We start from the raw sequence: 11,850 nt of genomic DNA, 5'->3' as shown, positions 1-11,850 counted from the left end.
GTCGGAATGCGGGCCGACCCCTTGCGGGCTGCGGAACATTGTCCAACGGCGCGCGTCACGCGCGCAGCCGGCGGGCGGAACCCACGCCGGGACGTCGAGGGTGGCGGGCATCGGCGACCGCGCGCCCGGAATCGTACGCCCCCGGCGCGACCGGACACCCGGGTGCTCCCCGCCGCCTCAGCCCGGCCCGGGCCCCGGTGGCGGCGACGGGGTCGACGGCGGCAGCGTCGGCACGGCCGAGAAGACGCCGCGCGGGTCGTAGCGGCGCTTCGCGCGGCGCAGCCGGTCCCAGTTGTCGCCGTACGCCAGCCGGACGCGGTCGGTCTCGGCGGGGGCGAGCAGGTTGGGATAGCCGCCGGGCAGGGCGTGCGGGGCCAGCGCGGCGGAGGTCCGCTCGGCCCACTCGCGGTGCCGGCCGGGATCGTCGCCGGGCCGCCAGACGGCGATCACCTCCACCAGCAGGTGGTCGGCACGCAGGCCGAACGCGGTGTCGCCCGCCCCGACGCGGCTGGCCGCCCCGTGGAAGTGGTGCAGGGCCAGCGTCGAGTACGGCGAGGTGATCCGGCGGGCGGCGTCGACGAGCGCCTCGACGGCGGCGTCGGCGAGGGTGCCCAGCCAGCGGGTCCGCAGCAGGTAGTGGTTGCCGTCGACCATCCCGCCGTCGAACATCCGCAGCACCTCGTCGTACGGCATCGGGGCGACCTGGTCGACGACGGGGTCGCCCAGCGCGCGGAGCCGCTCCACCCACGGCCAACCGGCCGCCGGGTCCGGGCCGACGTAGGTCGGGAAGACGAAGACCAGCGGCTCGCCCCCGGCGCCGGCGAGGAAGCCGGCCATCACGGTCAACTCGTCGGGGGCGTCGGCGATGACCGCGCGGTAGCCGCGCAGCACCGCCGCCGCCTGGTCCAGCGGAAACATGATCATGCCGGCGAGCGCGGCCGGCAGTCGATGGGTCCGCAGGCGCAGTGCGGTGACCACCCCGAAGTTGCCGCCGCCGCCGCGCAGCGCCCAGTGGAGTTCGGCGTCGTGCCCGGGGCCGGCCGTCACCCGCCGGCCGTCTGCGAGCACCACCTCGGCGCCGAGGAGGTTGTCCAGCGCCAGCCCGTACCGGCCGCAGAGCGGACCGTACCCGCCGGCGAGGGTGAGGCCGGCCATGCCGACCGCGCGGACCACGCCCGTGGCGACGACGAGGTCGTGCGGGCCGGTGACGGCGAGCACGTCGGCGGCGGTGGCCCCGCCGGCCACGGTGACCTCTTCGGCCGGCGCGTCGAGGTCCACGCGACGCATCAGCGTCAGGTCCAGGACCAGGCCGCCGTCGCGCAGCGCGCGGCCCGCCCAGTCGTGGCCCCCGGCGCGTACGGACAGCGGCAGGTGGCACCGCCGGGCGACCCGCAGGGCCAGCGCCACCTCTTCGGCGTCGACGCAGCGGGCGAGCAGCGCGGGCGCCCGGTCGACGGCGGCGTTCCACAGCCGGACGGCGGCGGCGTGACCCGGGTCGCCGGGCAGCAGCAGCCGGTCGCCGAGGGCCTCGCGCAGCAGGGTGGCGGCGAGCCGGACGTCGGGGGCGGCGGAGGTCATGGCGGCTCCTCGACCGGGGCCGGTCGCCGGCGCCCGGTGCGCCCTGGCGGCGGTCCTCGCTGCGCGCGACCGTAGCACCGGCGGACGACCGCCGCCGTCGTCCTGCCGACAGGCACCGCGCGTGACGGCCGGGCCGTAACGGCCGACGCGGGCTAGCTCTGCGTCTTGACCAGGGGGAACTCCAGCGAGCCCGCCGGGCAGAGAAAGGTCATCACGTCCACCCGGTAGAGCCCGGCCTGCACGGCCGGGTCGGCCTCCATCACGCTGCGCACGTCGTCCACGGACCCGGTCCTGGCCAGGCCGAAGCCGATCGGCGGGTCCGGCTCGCGGGCCGGGCCGTCGACCGAGCCGGCGACCAGGATGATGCCCCGCCGTTGCAGTGCCTGCATGTGCGCGAGGTGCTCGGCCTGCAGCCGCTGCACCGTCTCCGCCGGCAGCGCCCGCCCGGCCGGGCCGGGATACAGCACGATGCACTCGTACGTGTCGAGCGCGAAGTCGACCTGCGGCACTCCCGTCATGGGCGCTCCCTCCCCCGCGTCGCGCCGCGCGGCGACGCCTGGGCGACGCCGACCGGCCCGCGCCCAGCGTCGCACGTGCGGGCTGCCGGCACGGGTGCTCCGGTCAACTCCGTCGCCGCCGGCGTCCGGTTGCCGCCCGGGCGCGAATTTCGCCCGCCCGGACGGGGCGCTCCCGGCGTGCCACGGCGGGGCCCGGGGCCGGTGATCCCGGTCTCCATGCATCCCGGTGGTGGTGCGCCCGGCGATCCGCGGGAAAGCCGATCCGGTGGTGGCTACGGTGGCCGCTGGAGACGATCGACAGGATGGGGAATCCACGCATGGCGAACGACGCCGGCAAACAGCCCGCGAAGGCCTCCGGGACCTACCGGATCGGCGGCGACCTCCAGGTCGACCGCCTCGGCTACGGGGCGATGCAGATCACCGGCCCCGGGGTGTGGGGCGACCCGAAGGACCCGGCCGAGGCGGTGCGGGTGCTGCGCCGGGCGTACGAGCTGGGCGTGACCTTCATCGACACCGCCGACTCGTACGGGCCCTTCGTCAGCGAGCTGCTGATCCGGGAGGCGCTGCACCCGTACGCCGACGACCTGGTCATCGCGACCAAGGCCGGCCTGACCCGCTCGGGGCCCGGCGACTGGCGGCCGGTCGGCCGCCCCGAATACCTGCGCCAGCAGTGCGAGCTGAGCCTGCGGCACCTCGGCCTGGACTGCATCCCGCTCTACCAGCTGCACCGGATCGACCCGCAGGTGCCGCTGGCCGACCAGCTCGGCGAGCTGGCGCTGCTCAAGCAGGAGGGCAAGATCCGGCACGTCGGCCTGTCGGAGGTGTCGGTCGAGGAGATCGAGGCGGCCCGGAAGATCACGCCGATCGTGTCGGTGCAGAACCTCTACAACCTGGCGGACCGCAGCGCGGAGGCCGTCCTGGAGCACTGCGAGCGCAACGACCTCGCGTTCATCCCGTGGTTCCCGATCGCCACCGGCAACCTGGCCCGGCCCGGCGGGCCGTTGGACGCGATCAGCACGGAGCACGGCGCGACGCCCGCGCAGCTCGCCCTCGCGTGGCTGCTGCGCCGGTCACCGGTGATGCTGCCGATCCCGGGCACGTCGTCGGTCGCGCACCTGGAGGAGAACGTCGCCGCCGCCGAGGTGCGGCTCAGCGACGAGGAGTACGAGGCCCTCGCCGCGGCCGCCTGACGCGGGGCGGGGCGGGCGGCGCGCGCCGCCCGCCCCGGGGACGGCCCGCTACAGCGCGAGGCAGTCGGGGCGGACGGGCGCGTCGCGCAGCGCCTGCCGCACCACGGTGTACGTGGTGCCGTCGAGCACGAGACCGAGGTGCCCGACCACCCGCAGCGGGCACGCGGCCTGGATCAGCACGTTTGTCGCCCCGTCGGCCAGGGTGGCGTTGCCGACCGGCCGGACCAGCTCGTCCTGCCACGTCCGGACGGTCGTCCAGCGGACCGCGCCGGGGGTGTCGTCGCCGCCGTTGAGCTCGGCGAGGAAGCTCGACCCGATCGACATCTGCTGGCAGGCGACGATTCCGGCGCAGCTGCCGAGGCCGACGAACCGCAGGATGTTCGCGACGTACGTGCCCTGCTGCGGGCTGCCGAGGCTGACGTAGCGGCCGACGGCGCCCGCGCCGCCGAGGAACTTCACGTACCAGCGGGAGACCAGTCCGCCCTCGGAGTGGCCGACGACGTCCACCCGGGACGCCCCGGTGACGGAGCGGACCTGCTCGACGTACGCGGCGAAGGCGCGGGCGGAGTCGCGGATGTCGCCGAAGCCGAGGCCGGGCAGTTGGTAGACGAAGACCCGGAAGCCGTCGGCGCGCAGCCGGGCGGCGATCGGCTCGTACGCGATGGAGACGCCGACCAGGCCCCCGACGACGATGACGGGATCGGCGGCGGTGGTCGTCGCCGTCACCGTCGCCGGCCTGTCGGCGACGACCGGGGTGCCGGCGGCGGGGCGGTCGGGGGCGGCCGTCGCGGCGGTGGCCGGGACGAGCAGCAGGGCGGCGGTGGCGGCGACGGCGAGGATCTTTCGGAGCAGCATGGCTGCACCTCCGGCGGGAGGTACCCGGGAACCCGGGACGGCGGGCGGGGGGTCCGATCGATCGTGGGACGATGATGAGGGTTTAGATTTACGATCGTCAATAACTAAGTTACGGACTGGTAACCCTTGTCGCGCCGGGAGCGCAAACCGGCAATTCGCGCGCGGTCGAGGCGGGGTCGGGTCGGCCCCTCACCGCTGGCGCGCTCGCGGGCACGCCGGAGCGGGGCGACCCGGCGGCCAGCCGTCCACGCGGGACGGTGCGCGCGCGAGCCCGACGCCGGTGGCATGCTGTGGCCCGTGCCTCGGACACCGACCGGCGAGAAGCCGCTGCGGGTGATGCCCTGGTGGCTCGTGCTCGTCGGGCTGCTGGCCGCCGGGCTGCTGGGCTGGCTGGTCCTGGACTGGCTGCTCGGCGAGGCCGACCGGGCCGCCCAGCCGGACACCCGCGCCACCCTGCGCATCGACGCCATCCGCACCGGGCTGACCGTGGTGGCCGGCACCGGCGGCGGCCTGGCGCTGCTGCTGGCCGCCCGCCGCCAGTGGATCAGCGAGCGCGCCCAGCGGCACCAGGAGGCCGTCGCCGCGCAGGAGCAGGCGCACCGGGACCGGGCGCAGGCCCACGTGGAGGCCGTCGCCGAGGCCGGGCAGCGGCACCAGGACCGGCAGGCCGAGGCCGCCGAACACGATGCCGCCGAGCGCCGGCTCACCGAGCTCTACACCCGCGCCGTCGAGCTGCTCGGCAACGACAAGGCGGCCGTACGCCTCGGCGGACTGCACGCCCTGGAACGGCTCGGGCAGGACAATCCGGCACAGCGGCCGACGATCGTGGCGGTGCTCTGCGCGTACCTGCGGATGCCGCCGGCCGACGCCGACGCGGGCGAGGCGGAGGTGCGCCGCACCGCGCAGCGGATGTTGACCCGGCACCTGCGCGCCGACGACGACGCCTTCTGGCCCGGCGTCACGCTGGACCTGACCGGCGCCCACCTCGACGGCTTCGACGCCGCCGGCTGCACCCTGGTCGACGCGGACCTCACCGGCGCGGTCTGCGCCGGCACCACCAGCCTCGCCGGCGCGACCGTGCGCGGCCGGCTGTCCCTCGGCGCCACCTTCGCGGACCTGATCTGCGACGACCTGCGCGGTGACGCCGAGATCGTCCTGGACGACGCCCGGATCGCCGGCCGCCTCAGCTTCGACCGCGCCGAGATCGGCGGCGGCCTGTCGTGCCGGCACGCCACCGTCGCGCGGGCATACTTCCGGGGCACCACGGTCGGACGGACGGCGAGCTTCGACGGGACCCGCTTCACCAGAAGCGCGACGTTCCGCGAGGCGGTCTTCCTCAGCGGGCTCTCGATGGACCACGCCGCGGTCGGCGGCTACGCCGGATTCCGGCAGGCCCGCTTCGCCGACCTGGCCCTGTTCCGGTGGACCGAGTTCGGCGGCCAGACCTGGTTCGAGCGGGCCCGCTTCGACGGCGCCGCGAACTTCGGCCGGGCCCGCTTCCACGACCTGGCGACCTTCGACGGGGCGACGTTCGCCCGACCGCCCCTGGTCGACCAGGCGCGGGCGGCGGCGGCCGGCCCGCACGTCTGGCCCGAGGGCACGACCGTCGCGCGGCTCGACGACGACTGGCTGCTGCTCACCGATCCCTGATCCGCACCGCCCGTCCTCTATGATCATCCGGGTGACGGCCGCCCTCGTGCTCATCGACCTGATGCCCCGGATCATCGGCCTGGAACTGGCTCCGTACCGCGGCGAGGAGGTCCTCGACCGCTGCCGCCAACTCGCCGCCGCGTTCCGCGCCCAGGGCCGGCCGGTGGCGCAGGTCCGCGTCGATCGGCCCGGGGTGGCCGAGCAGCCGCCGGGCAGCGGCTTCGCCGAAGCGCTGGTCGAGCCGGGCGACATCGTGGTCGTCAAGCACACCGTCGGCGCGTTCCACGGCACCGATCTGCACGAGCAACTGCGCGGGCGCGGGGTCGACACCCTGGTGCTGGCCGGGCTGGTCACCACGATGGGCGTCGAGTCGACGGCCCGCGCCGCCAGCGACCACGGCTACGAGCTGGAGTTCGTGGCCGACGCGATGTCCGCTTTCGCCGCCGACGAACACGAGTTCGCCGTCGAGCGGATCTTTCCCCGCTTCGGCGCCGTCCGGCGGACCGCGGACTACCGCTGAGACGGCTAGGCTGCTGCGATGGCAGAGACCATCGAGGACAGTCCGGTCGGCTGGGTGGCCAGCCACGTCCAGCGCTACCTGGCCACCGACGGCGCGGACGGCGGGAAGTACCACGGCTACGACGCCCTGCTGCTCACCACCCGGGGGCGCCGGACGGGCACGCTGCGGCGGACGGCGCTCATCTACGGCCGCGACGGCGACCGCTACCTGCTGGTGGCGTCCAACGGCGGCGCGGCGCGGCACCCCAACTGGTATCTCAACCTGAGCGCCGACCCGCAGGTGGAGGTGCAGGTCGGGGCCGAGAAGTTCCGGGCCACGGCGCGTACCGCGACCGCCGAGGAGCGGCCCCGGCTGTGGCAGGTGATGACGAAGGTCTTCCCGACGTACGCCCGCTACCAGAAGGAGACCGACCGGGAGATCCCCGTCGTCGTCGTCGAGCGCACGTGACCGCGGGCCGGACCGGGGAGCAGGCCGGCGGGCTGCGTTGTCAGCGCCGACGCGCCCCGGGTCGCGCCGCGTCGGCCGGCGAGCCGGGCGCTCAACCGCTTCGCCCGCTCGTCGGCCATCTTGAGGAACAGCGGGAACGTCAACTGCTCCACGTAGTCGATGGTCGACACGCCTATCCGACACCCGGGGTGCGGCAACCTTCGACGGCATGTAGCACAAGTGCTACGGTAGAGCGTATGCGTGAGGTTGGGCTGCGGGAGATGCGACAGGACGCCAGCGAACTGGTACGGCGGGCGCAAGCGGGTGAACGCGTGACGATCACTGTCGCCGGCCGACCGGCAGCCGTGCTCGGCCCGGTCAGTCCTCGAACCTGGCGCGAGTGGGACGACCTTGCCGGCATGTTCGACCAACCCACAGACCCAGAGTGGGCCGGCGATCGGGGCCTCCTCGACGACACCGTCACCGATCCGTGGGTCGAGCGGTGAGCCGAGGCATCCTCGACACCAGCGTTCTCATCGCTACTGATGTAACCCCGATTCCCGGGGAACTGGCCATCAGCGTCGCCAGCATTGGCGAACTCCAGTTCGGTGTCCTGATCGCGAAGACCTCCGAGGCGAGGGCGCTCCGTCTGGCGCGACTGAGCGCCATCCAACGTCGGTTTGATCCCCTTCCCATCGACGAAGCCATTGCCGACAGCTACGCACGACTGGCTGCACGCGTGGTCGAGATCGGCCGCCAGCCACGAGCCAGGGTGATGGATCTGCTCATCGCTGCAACCGCACACGCCCATGACGCCGCCCTGTACACCCGCAACGCCGACGACCTCGCAGGTCTCGAAGACCTCATCACGATCCACACGATCTGACCGGCACGCCCGCCAGCCTCGGCGTACGCGACAACGTGGGCGGTCCGGTCCACTGTGCGAGCGGCCATGCGGTCCATTAAACCCGGGGCTTGACACCTCGCGGACACCCTAGCGATGACGAAGCGGTTCGACCTGATTGACATGCAGGTCGACGGACCGCACGCGGTAAACACCTTGGCGGCGACGGGGGTACCGGGACAGGATGGGCGGGTGGACGACGTGCAGGGTACCGCCGAGGCAGTGGAGCACGGTTGGTACGCAGTAAGGTCCGTCTTCCAGTACGGCAATGCCGCACCGCACGTGTACGAGGAACGCATCACGATCTGGCGCGCATCGAGCTTCGACGCGGCGGTCGTTATGGCTGAGGCCGAGGCCGCCGAGTACACGGAGGGCGTCGACCGCGTCCATTTGGGCTTTGCGCAGGTCCATCACCTGTCCGCCGAGCCGGGCCACGGCGCGGAGATCTACTCGCTGATGAGAGACAGCAACCTCCCCGCCGACGCCTACCTGGACAGGTTCTTCGACACCGGAGACGAACGGCAGGGGATCCTGCCGGGCTAGTCCGCTGGTGGACGTGCTGCGGCCGGCCGTTCGACGCCTGAGCTGACTGGGCCACCTCGATCCGATACCGCCACGACAGCAAGCGCCGTTGCCAGAAGCTGCCCTCCGCCCGCCAAGTCGGTGGCGACCAGCACGTTGACGGCGACGCCAGGCTCAGCGAGCCAGAACGCCTGGGAGTCGTCCCGAAGTCCCGCAGACTCACCGTGCATGAAGTCGATCAACGGCCAGTCGTCAGGGTCGTGCTCGTGATACTCGGTGAGGAAGTCGCGCAGCGCGGCGAGGTCGGTCAGCCGCTCGCCCCGCATGACATGTACGCGCAGGTCGACCTGGTGACCGTCGTCGGTCTGTCGCTCCCAGACCCGCGTGGCGAACCGGACGTCGTCCCATTCGCTGGCGAAGTCGGAGACCTCGGTGCCGGTGTCACCCGGCACCTGCCGGATGTGGAACCCGTCCAGCACCCCACCGTCACGCGTTACCGGCTCGGACGCCCCGGTCATCCCGCCGCCTCGATCGCCGCCTCCACCTTGTCCAGGTAGTTGAACCACCACTCGCCCTCATCCGGCTGGGAAGCAGCGGCGAGCAGGTTCGCCGTGACCACAAACGGCACGGCAGCCGACGCCGAACCACTCCCCGTTACCACCGGGCTTCCGGTCGAAATCGCTCGCAGCAGGGCATCGACCTCGGCAGCTCGGACCCCGCTCCACCGTTCCTGCTCCGCGATCGTGCGGGAAATCTCCGTGACCTGATCGGCCGAGGGCATCCCCTCATGAACCTCGAAGAGCACGGCAGCCGCTACCGCGAGGCTGAGTTCCACAGCCTTCGTCACGGTCGCCTTGTCCCCGAGCGACGCCGTTGCCGCAGCCAGGCGGTCGGCATCCTTGTGGACCGCCGCATCCAGGACAGATCTGACCAGCGCCTCGACACGGTCATCGATCTTCATCGACACTACTCCGATCTCTCCGCTCCGCTTGCCATGCCTTGTATGAGCCGACAGATGTGGCGGCAGCCAGGACAGTGCCGGCGAACGCCTTCACCACAGGCGGCAGGAACTCTTGAAACGTCGCATACGCCGTCGCCGTCGCTGATGTCCACCAGGCGATCGACTCGCTGGAGAGGCGTTCGCGTGGGCGAGCGGGAGGAGCGGCCTGCCCGCGAGCACCGGCGTCAAGCCTTCGGGGAATGGCCGGTCGAATCACTGGTCTCGCGACAACGGGTGGCTGACCGGTACCGCCGCCACCACCCGTGCTCAGTTTCCCAGCGCATGCACCTTGGCGATCGTCTCCTGGACCTGCTGCTTGGCCGGCTCGCTGCCCTGCGCGGCCCTCGTGAGCGCTTCCCGATATGAATCGATCATTCCAATGAGCGGTCCGGCCCCGATGCCCTGCAACGCACCCGCGACGAGTTGTCGCGCCTCGGCCGCGTCTTGGGCAGCCGCCGCCGTCTTTGCCTTCGCCTCGTCCAGCTTCTGCGACGCCGCCGCCAACCTGGCGATCATCTCCGCTGCGCTCACACGCCCTCCCCCGGTTCCTGACGAGCCGCGCCCCGCACGAGCGACGACCACAGAGGAGAGTACGAGATCAACGCACTTAGCGCGACCACCCGATTACCGCAGGAACGAGCGAGCGGACCAAAATTCGAGCGAAGCTCGTTCCGAAGGTGTCATCTACGGATGCGGCTCAGAGCCGCACGGCGATCACCGCCGGGCTCTACTCATCGACGACGAAGACGCCTACACCCTGGACGCCCTCGATCAGCCCCTCGGTACGCAGCTTGAAGATGGCCTGGCGCACGGTGATCGCAGAGACCTTGTGCTCCAGACACAGCTCAGCGGTCGACGGCAGTTTGGCTCCGGGTGCCAGCTCACCCGACTCGATCTGAGCGCGCAGATGGTCGGCGAGCCGCTCCCACTTGGGTTTGGCGGGCATGTGGACTCCCTGGTCAGCACCGCCATTTGATCACGCCGAAGCTTTACATGGCAAGAAATGGCCACCCATGACGATCAGGTCTTGCTTTGAATGGGCGCACATGTAAAGCTGTCTCTCGGCCGGCTCCCCTGGTCAGCAACCACGGAGTTGGTTCTTCCCCACCGCACAGAGCGCCCGGCCGGTCGATCCCCCCGGTCGGCCGGGCGTGCCGTGGTCGCCGCACGCGGCCCCGGCTGGATTCCGCACCGCAAGTGACGGACGGGAGACACCCTCGTGCCCTACGAACCAAACATGCCACCTGGCGAACACACTCCACCCATCAGCGGCACGGAATTCGCGTCGGCGCAGGACGTCGAGGACGCGGACGACGTGCTGTTCGCCCACCCGCCCCGGCCCGTGACGCGCTGGATGTGCGGGTGCGGCGAGCCGTACCCGTGCCCGGAGGTGCGCTTCGCCCACCTGGTGAAGCACGCCAGGGTCGCCCTGTGAACGCCGACGAGCTGCGCCGCCACGTCCTACGCGAGCTGGCCGAGGCGCGGCGGACGGTGGCCGAGCACGACACGGAGGCGTACACCGGGATCTGCCGCAGCTGCGGACGGCCCGGCCCCTGCGACGCGCAGCGCGCCGCGCGGGCCCGGCTCCGTGACCGACGCGACGCTGCGCCGCCGATCCGCCCGGCGTCGCCCGTGCTGCCGGCGCCCCGAGGCCGGGCGGCGCCACCGGAGTTGCCAGGGCACGCGCGTGCCGTCGACCGGCTTCGGGACGCCTGGCTGGCGACCATCGCGGCGGCCGACCGGGCCGGCGGGCTGCTGCACGGCGCGGGACCGCCCGACCGGCGGCTGCCCTGGCAGGATGCCGTCACCGAATGCTGGCGGGCGCTGAGCCTCGTGCACGCCGGGCTCGGCGTGGCCCGGGCCGGTTCCGGCAGCGCCGGTGACCTGCTCGCCGGGCTGCGGGCGGCCCGCGCCGACGCGGACCGGGCCGGCGCCGAGGCCGCCAGGACCCGATGGTGGCTGGCGGCGGCCGAGGACCGGATCCGCCGCAGCCATCACCGGGAGCGTTCCGGCCCCACCAGCGGGGGCAACCTGCCGCAGCGGCCCGGCGCGGCGCGCGACCCGAGCGACCTGGCCGCGGCGGGCCGGTTCCGGGCGGCCGTGGCCCGGCTGGACCTGGTGGCCGCGCGGTTGGCGCACGGCGGCCGGGCCATCGACCGGTGGGCGGCGGCCCTGTCCGGCACACCGGAGCCGGCACCCGCGCTGCCGCCCCGGCGGGTCGCCCCGGCGCGGGCGGACGCATCAGCGACCGCACGGGCAACGGCACAGGGGGCACGGGCCGCCGCCGACCTGGTCGTCGCCAGCGCCAAACGGCACGCCCCGCGGGCCGGAGCGGGCCTGCCGCGCAGCCGACAGAACCGAGGAAGGTGGAACCGCCGATGACCGACGACCCGACGACCGCCCTGCGGAGCCTGCTCGACGGGCGGCTCGGCCGGCACGACCGCCGGTTGCGCCGCTTCACCGAGCCGCAGTGGCTGCGCTACGCCGACCTGCTCGCCGGGGCGCTGCTGGTGGCCGCGCGCCGCCGGTTCGTCGCCGGGCAGGACCGCGCGCCGCTTATCAGGTTCGTCGCGGCGGCCCGGGAACGCTACGACCTGACCGGCGTGGACGTCGACCCGACCCTGGCGGAGACGCTGCTCGGCGCGGCCCTGGGCGAGCGCCCGCCGCCGCCCGGCACCGCCGCAGCG

Annotated in this window: 17 protein-coding genes; 9 read left to right on the top strand and 8 right to left on the bottom strand. The window is 73.2% G+C overall.

Annotated features, from left to right (window positions below; translation table 11 throughout):
* Positions 1-177: 177 nt before the first annotated feature.
* Both GA0070606_RS25260 and GA0070606_RS25255 read right to left on the bottom strand, forming a co-directional pair.
* A complete protein-coding gene (locus GA0070606_RS25260) occupies positions 178-1,578 on the bottom strand; it encodes an FAD-binding oxidoreductase (protein WP_091105029.1) in 1,401 nt (466 codons plus the stop codon).
* 152 nt (positions 1,579-1,730) lie between these two features.
* Positions 1,731-2,096 carry a YciI family protein gene (locus tag GA0070606_RS25255; RefSeq protein WP_091105027.1) on the bottom strand — a complete coding sequence of 122 codons (366 nt, stop codon included), beginning with the start codon at positions 2,094-2,096 and terminating at the stop codon, positions 1,731-1,733.
* Between the two features lie 317 nt (positions 2,097-2,413).
* Here GA0070606_RS25255 and GA0070606_RS25250 point away from each other — a divergent pair, with 317 nt between their 5' ends.
* Entirely contained in the window at positions 2,414-3,286 is an 873-nt protein-coding gene (locus tag GA0070606_RS25250; protein ID WP_091105023.1) for an aldo/keto reductase, read from the top strand.
* Between the two features lie 48 nt (positions 3,287-3,334).
* Here the strand turns inward: GA0070606_RS25250 and GA0070606_RS25245 are convergent, their stop codons facing one another.
* Positions 3,335-4,141: a lipase family alpha/beta hydrolase gene (locus GA0070606_RS25245; protein WP_091105022.1), complete on the bottom strand. Its 807-nt coding sequence runs from the start codon at positions 4,139-4,141 to the stop codon at positions 3,335-3,337.
* Positions 4,142-4,438: 297 nt separating this feature from the next.
* Here GA0070606_RS25245 and GA0070606_RS25240 point away from each other — a divergent pair, with 297 nt between their 5' ends.
* The 3 genes from GA0070606_RS25240 to GA0070606_RS25230 are packed head-to-tail and all read left to right on the top strand — an operon-like array spanning position 4,439 to position 6,758.
* Positions 4,439-5,791 (top strand): pentapeptide repeat-containing protein, encoded by a 1,353-nt coding sequence (locus GA0070606_RS25240; RefSeq protein WP_141721803.1) that lies wholly within the window; start codon positions 4,439-4,441, stop codon positions 5,789-5,791.
* A gap of 31 nt (positions 5,792-5,822) precedes the next feature.
* Positions 5,823-6,311, top strand: coding sequence for an isochorismatase family protein (locus GA0070606_RS25235; protein ID WP_245724800.1), 489 nt, complete (start codon positions 5,823-5,825; stop codon positions 6,309-6,311).
* 18 nt (positions 6,312-6,329) lie between these two features.
* Positions 6,330-6,758, top strand: a complete 429-nt coding sequence (locus tag GA0070606_RS25230; protein WP_091105011.1) for a nitroreductase family deazaflavin-dependent oxidoreductase — start codon at positions 6,330-6,332, stop codon at positions 6,756-6,758.
* On the opposite strand, the gene GA0070606_RS32960 is transcribed toward GA0070606_RS25230, so the two are convergent.
* Entirely contained in the window at positions 6,704-6,928 is a 225-nt protein-coding gene (locus tag GA0070606_RS32960; protein WP_091105008.1) for a hypothetical protein, read from the bottom strand. The two genes, GA0070606_RS25230 and GA0070606_RS32960, sit on opposite strands and share 55 nt — an antisense overlap.
* 66 nt (positions 6,929-6,994) lie before the next feature.
* Here GA0070606_RS32960 and GA0070606_RS25220 point away from each other — a divergent pair, with 66 nt between their 5' ends.
* The 3 genes from GA0070606_RS25220 to GA0070606_RS25210 all read left to right on the top strand — a co-directional run bounded on the left by GA0070606_RS25220 (position 6,995) and on the right by GA0070606_RS25210 (position 8,184).
* Positions 6,995-7,243 (top strand): type II toxin-antitoxin system Phd/YefM family antitoxin, encoded by a 249-nt coding sequence (locus GA0070606_RS25220; protein ID WP_091105006.1) that lies wholly within the window; start codon positions 6,995-6,997, stop codon positions 7,241-7,243.
* Entirely contained in the window at positions 7,240-7,623 is a 384-nt protein-coding gene (locus GA0070606_RS25215) for a PIN domain-containing protein (RefSeq protein WP_091105003.1), read from the top strand. Before GA0070606_RS25220 ends, GA0070606_RS25215 begins: the two co-directional genes overlap by 4 nt.
* Positions 7,624-7,737: 114 nt before the next feature.
* The gene (locus GA0070606_RS25210) at positions 7,738-8,184 is read left to right on the top strand and encodes a hypothetical protein (protein WP_218106051.1); all 447 of its coding nucleotides are present in this window, start codon (positions 7,738-7,740) and stop codon (positions 8,182-8,184) included.
* On the opposite strand, the gene GA0070606_RS25205 is transcribed toward GA0070606_RS25210, so the two are convergent.
* From GA0070606_RS25205 to GA0070606_RS25190, 4 genes are all read right to left on the bottom strand, one after another.
* Positions 8,181-8,642, bottom strand: coding sequence for a hypothetical protein (locus tag GA0070606_RS25205; protein WP_091105000.1), 462 nt, complete (start codon positions 8,640-8,642; stop codon positions 8,181-8,183). The genes GA0070606_RS25210 and GA0070606_RS25205 overlap by 4 nt on opposite strands.
* A gap of 35 nt (positions 8,643-8,677) precedes the next feature.
* Positions 8,678-9,124, bottom strand: a complete 447-nt coding sequence (locus GA0070606_RS25200; RefSeq protein ID WP_141721799.1) for a hypothetical protein — start codon at positions 9,122-9,124, stop codon at positions 8,678-8,680.
* Positions 9,125-9,430: 306 nt separating this feature from the next.
* Positions 9,431-9,694 (bottom strand): DUF6244 family protein, encoded by a 264-nt coding sequence (locus tag GA0070606_RS25195; protein WP_091104994.1) that lies wholly within the window; start codon positions 9,692-9,694, stop codon positions 9,431-9,433.
* A 196-nt stretch (positions 9,695-9,890) separates the two neighbouring features.
* Positions 9,891-10,109 carry a winged helix-turn-helix domain-containing protein gene (locus tag GA0070606_RS25190; RefSeq protein WP_091104991.1) on the bottom strand — a complete coding sequence of 73 codons (219 nt, stop codon included), beginning with the start codon at positions 10,107-10,109 and terminating at the stop codon, positions 9,891-9,893.
* Positions 10,110-10,400: 291 nt separating this feature from the next.
* On the opposite strand from GA0070606_RS25190, the gene GA0070606_RS25185 reads away from it, so the two are divergent.
* Positions 10,401-10,598 carry a hypothetical protein gene (locus GA0070606_RS25185; protein ID WP_091104989.1) on the top strand — a complete coding sequence of 66 codons (198 nt, stop codon included), beginning with the start codon at positions 10,401-10,403 and terminating at the stop codon, positions 10,596-10,598.
* Positions 10,595-11,545, top strand: coding sequence for a hypothetical protein (locus GA0070606_RS25180; RefSeq protein ID WP_091104987.1), 951 nt, complete (start codon positions 10,595-10,597; stop codon positions 11,543-11,545). The genes GA0070606_RS25185 and GA0070606_RS25180 overlap by 4 nt, the downstream gene beginning before the upstream one ends.
* Positions 11,546-11,850 lie beyond the last annotated feature (305 nt).

Origin of the sequence: Micromonospora citrea, assembly GCF_900090315.1 — a bacterium.
GTDB lineage: Bacteria > Actinomycetota > Actinomycetes > Mycobacteriales > Micromonosporaceae > Micromonospora > Micromonospora citrea.
Note: the sequence above shows the minus strand (reverse complement) of the source record. Positions and strands in the feature narration are given on the sequence as shown.